General features: G+C 50.7%; 5 protein-coding genes. All 5 read left to right on the top strand.

Features of this window, described 5'->3' with window-relative positions; all coding sequences use genetic code 11:
- Positions 1–154 precede the first annotated feature (154 nt).
- Complete coding sequence (locus tag AC1DUA_RS24945; protein WP_477502328.1) at positions 155–895, top strand: SDR family oxidoreductase; 741 nt, start codon at positions 155–157, stop codon at positions 893–895.
- Between the two features lie 107 nt (positions 896–1,002).
- Positions 1,003–1,521, top strand: a complete 519-nt coding sequence (locus tag AC1DUA_RS24940; RefSeq protein WP_477502327.1) for a TetR/AcrR family transcriptional regulator — start codon at positions 1,003–1,005, stop codon at positions 1,519–1,521.
- 162 nt (positions 1,522–1,683) lie between these two features.
- Positions 1,684–2,895, top strand: coding sequence for a mandelate racemase/muconate lactonizing enzyme family protein (locus AC1DUA_RS24935; protein WP_477502326.1), 1,212 nt, complete (start codon positions 1,684–1,686; stop codon positions 2,893–2,895).
- Between the two features lie 40 nt (positions 2,896–2,935).
- Positions 2,936–3,970 (top strand): zinc-dependent alcohol dehydrogenase, encoded by a 1,035-nt coding sequence (locus AC1DUA_RS24930; protein ID WP_477502325.1) that lies wholly within the window; start codon positions 2,936–2,938, stop codon positions 3,968–3,970.
- Positions 3,967–4,493: SDR family NAD(P)-dependent oxidoreductase (locus tag AC1DUA_RS24925; RefSeq protein WP_477502324.1), on the top strand; the 527-nt coding region annotated here is incomplete at its 3' end. The genes AC1DUA_RS24930 and AC1DUA_RS24925, both read left to right, overlap by 4 nt.

The raw sequence follows: 4,493 nt of genomic DNA, 5'->3' as shown, positions 1-4,493 counted from the left end.
CCAAGAGGATGATCCGATTGAGGTATCTTAGCAGCTCAGAGGCTACAGAATGAATAATGACAAATATATAAATTTGTCAGTTGTAATTTGTTATCGACATACATATAATAGATTCATAAGCCAAACAATGAAGGTAACAAGGAGGAATCATCGCATGTCTAACTTATCAAGGAAAGTAGCAATCGTAACTGGAGCATCCAGAGGAATCGGAAGAGAAATAGCGGAGCTTCTCGCCAAGCATGGCGCGAAGGTCGTCATTAATTTCGCCAGCAATCCTGCTAAGGCAGAGGAAGTGGTGGCGAGCATTAAGCATAACGGCGGTGAAGCTTTGCCGGTTCAGGCGGATATTAGTCAAGTATCTGATATTGAGCTGCTTTTTCAAAAAACACTAGCCGCGTATGGGCAGATTGATATTCTCGTGAATAACGCGGGCATTATGATCACGAAGCCGCTAGCCGCTATGACGGAAGAAGACTTCGACAAGCAGTATGCCATCAATGTCAAAGGCACTTATTTTGCGATCCAACAGGCGCTTAAGCACATGAATAAAGGCGGTCGCATTATTAATTTCTCAACGTCCGTTGCTGGAATGATGTTCCCTACCTATAGTGCTTATGCAGGCACGAAGGGAGCTGTTGAACAAATTACGCGTCAGCTCACCAAGGAATTGGGACCGGCGGGCATTACGATCAACGCGGTAGCGCCAGGGCCGGTAAACACGGAACTATTCACCGCTGGTAAGTCAGAGCAGCAGATTCAAGGCATCGCGAATTTAAATGCATTTGGACGCATGGGAGAAACGGAAGATATCGCAGGCGTGGTGCTATTCTTGGCTGGCGAAGAATCGCGTTGGATCACTGGTCAAACCATTCGGGTTAACGGCGGTATGGTGTAAACGTGGCAAGTTAAAGTTGCGATCTACAACTATATGTTATATACTAAGTCCGATTAGTGATTGACCAATCATTAATCGGACTTTTAACAGTAGAGGAGGTCGCGCAAGTGGTGAAAGGTATAACGTCTTCTGATCGACGCAATGATATTATTAATTCCGCTGTCGAAGTGTTTGCCGAATTCGGTTATTATCGTGCTACAACTGCGCAAGTTGCGGAACGCGCCGCTATTTCACAGCCATATGTGTATCGATTCTTCACTAAGGAATCGCTGCTGGAAGCTGCGCTGGAACTCTCATGGCAACGTATCCTACAAGCCTTCCAACACGTGAAGGAAACTACATCGTCAGAGCTTCTGGAGTTCGGCTTCATCCGCGCCTACGAAGAGATTACGCAGTCGCACAGAAATGAGATTCTGCTGCAGATGCAGGCGCAGACGATCCAGGAAGCACCCATCCGTGCTGTGATGAAGCGGGGGATGAACGATGTGAAGCAGTTCGTGATGCAGGCTTTTGAGGAGGCAGGACTCCAAGAAGCTGAGGAGCGGACGACGATTTTTTTGGCGCGAGGTATGTTGTGTAATGTTTCATTAGCGCTAGAAATGCCAGATTTGATGATAAAGAGATAAAAAGAATTTTTTTTCTTCAATAGTAATTGTTTGATCAATAACAATGTAGAAAGAAGGCTAGCGCTTCAAGCAGCCTTCTTCTTTGTCGTTTATCAAGTTTATCGGAAAAGTCCAACATGTTTTCTCCTTTAGGCAAATATCAGGGCAATTGGATTTGTTACAATGCATATGAAAGCTTGTAATGGCGCTTACTTCTCTATTATGGAAAGTGAAAGGACAGGTTGCGGAATGATCATTACCAATGTGGAGACATTTATCGTCGGGAACTCGTGGAAAAATTGGCTTTTCGTCAAACTGCAGACGAAGGAAGGCATTTATGGTATCGGCGAAGGAACCCTGAATGGGTTTGCCAAAACGGTGGAAGCGGCGATTCATGAGCTGAAGCATCTGTATATCGGGATGGATGTTCATGATGTGGAAACCATCGCATTAAAAATGACGCGTGACGTGTATTCGGATGGCGGTCAAATTCAGGGCTCAGCGCTGGCTGCAATTGAAACCGCTTGCTGGGATATTATCGGCAAAGAGGCGGGACTGCCGCTGTATAAACTTTTGGGCGGAAAATGTCACGAGAAGCTGCGCTGCTACGCCAACGGGTGGTACCGAGGGCCGCGTGATCCGCAAAGCTTTCATGAGAAAGCGAAGGACGTCGTCGCTAGAGGTTATACCGCACTGAAGTTTGATCCTTTTGGCAACGCCTGGCGTACCGTGGAAAGGAAGGATTTTCGTATTGGAATTGAGATTATCGCGGCGGTTCGCGAGGCGGTAGGCCCTGATGTTGATCTTCTGATTGAAGGACATAACCGCTTTAGTGTACATACAGCTCTTCAATTCGCAGAGGCGATGCTGCCTTATGAGCCTACCTGGTTCGAAGCGCCAGTGCCTCCGCAGCGAATCTCCTCCATGGTCGAGGTGGCCAAGCGAAGTCCTGTGCCAATTGCCTGCGGAGAGGACTATTACAACCGCGAACAGTTCGCCGAGCTGCTGAAGCATGATGCGGTGCATATCATTCAATTGGAGCCGCAATATCTCGGCATCTCCGCTTCCAAGCAAATATGCGGGATGGTACATGCGCATGGCGGGGTTACTGCTCCGCATAGCGCACAAGGACCTATTTGCTCAGTGGTGTGCGCTCATTTGAATATGGCTACGCCGAACTTCTTCATTCATGAAATTTTCGATGAATTTAATGAGCCGTGGGAAGAGCAGCTGCTTACACCTCCGCTCAAAGTTGATCGCGGCTATCTGCTCCCGCCGGAGGGGCATGGTCTAGGCATTGACCTTAACCTAGAAGAGATTGCGAAGCATCCATATGACCCCGGTCACTGGCTGCCTTTATTCAAGCAGGGCTGGGAAAAGCGTGAGAAGCACTAGATGAGAGAGACGAAGTATTTTGCCAAAAGGAGGTTAGCGCATGAAAGCTTTGGTCTATGAAGGGCCCAGCACCATGCAGATAAGGGAAGTGGCAAAGCCAATCCCTGGGCCGGATGAGGTGCTGATCCGTGTGGAGCGGGTGGGCATTTGCGGTTCTGAATTAAGCGGCTACTTGGGGCATAATTCGCTTCGTAAGCCGCCGCTCATTATGGGGCACGAGTTCTCCGGTGTCGTGGAGCAAGTCGGGAACGGCGGGGATGCGAACGGGACCCCAAYGACCCGATTCCGCCGAGGGGATCGGGTGACGGCCAACCCGCTCGTGTCCTGTGGTCGCTGCCGCGCCTGCACGACAGGGGCAGCACAGCTGTGCCCGGAGCGCCAATTAATTGGGGCGCACCGCCCTGGAGCATTCGCTGAATATGTAGCGATTGCTGAGAAGAACGTGTACCGTCTGGACGATCACGTTTCTTATGATGAAGGCGCTTTCGCGGAGCCGTTCGCCTGCGCGGTACATATTTGCAAGCTGCTTCGACCGCTTCCAACCGACCGCCTCTTGATTATGGGAGCGGGGCCAATCGGTCTTCTAGCTCTTCAGGCAGCCAAGGTGTACGGCTTGCAGCAGATCGTAGTCGTTGATATCAACGAACAGCGTCTTGATATCGCCAAGGAACTGGGAGCTGTAACCGTAACTCGTGTAAGCAGCCTTGTCGATGGGCAGTCCTTCGATGCGGCGATTGATGCCGTCGGTATGGAGCTGACCCGCCAAACTTGTGTGGAGTCGGTGCGGCCAGGGGGCCGGGTCATTTTCACAGGTCTGCACGAGGAAACAAGCCGCCTTCCGATTAATACCATTATTCGTAGCGAGATCCAGATGACGGGGGCTTTCGCTTACCACTCCGATGACTTCGAGACGGCACTTCAGTGGATTAGCGAAGGGCGCGTCAGCTTGTCGCCATGGACAAAGCTTGCTCCGCTTGAAAGCGGGAGTGCTTGCTTTGAGATGCTCATCAAGAATCCGGGAAAGATCGCCAAGATCCTATTAACGCTAGATGAGAAAGGGGAATCTGTCCAATGAGCTTGGAGCTATTCAAATTAGATGGCCGTGTTGCCTTAATTACAGGTGGAACACGAGGGCTTGGTTATGTCATGGCTCAGGCGCTGGCAGAGGCTGGGGCTGATGTGATCGTGACGAGCCGCGAGAAGGAGAAGGCCGAAGCGGCTGCGCGTGCGATTGCAGAGTCAACCGGCAGACGGGCGCTCGGCCTTGCGGTGGATGTTACGATAGCCGAGCAGGTGGAGGCGATGGTTGCTGATTCCGTCCAGGCGTTTGGACGGATTGATATTTTGATCAACAATGCAGGGATTAATGTGCGCAAGCCGATTGAGGATTTTGATGAAGCGAGCTGGGATCTCGTTCAGAACACGAACTTAAAAGCGCCGTATCTATGCGCCCGAGCAGTCGCCAAAACGATGAAAAGCCAGCGCTACGGCCGGGTCATCAACCTGTCCTCCATGCTGGGCAGCATCGCACTGCCGGAAAGAGGAGCCTATTGCTCCAGTAAAGGCGGACTCATTCAGCTAACGAAGGTGCTCGCGTT

This window comes from Paenibacillus sp. 01T422 (assembly GCF_056398785.1).
Note: the sequence above shows the minus strand (reverse complement) of the source record. Positions and strands in the feature narration are given on the sequence as shown.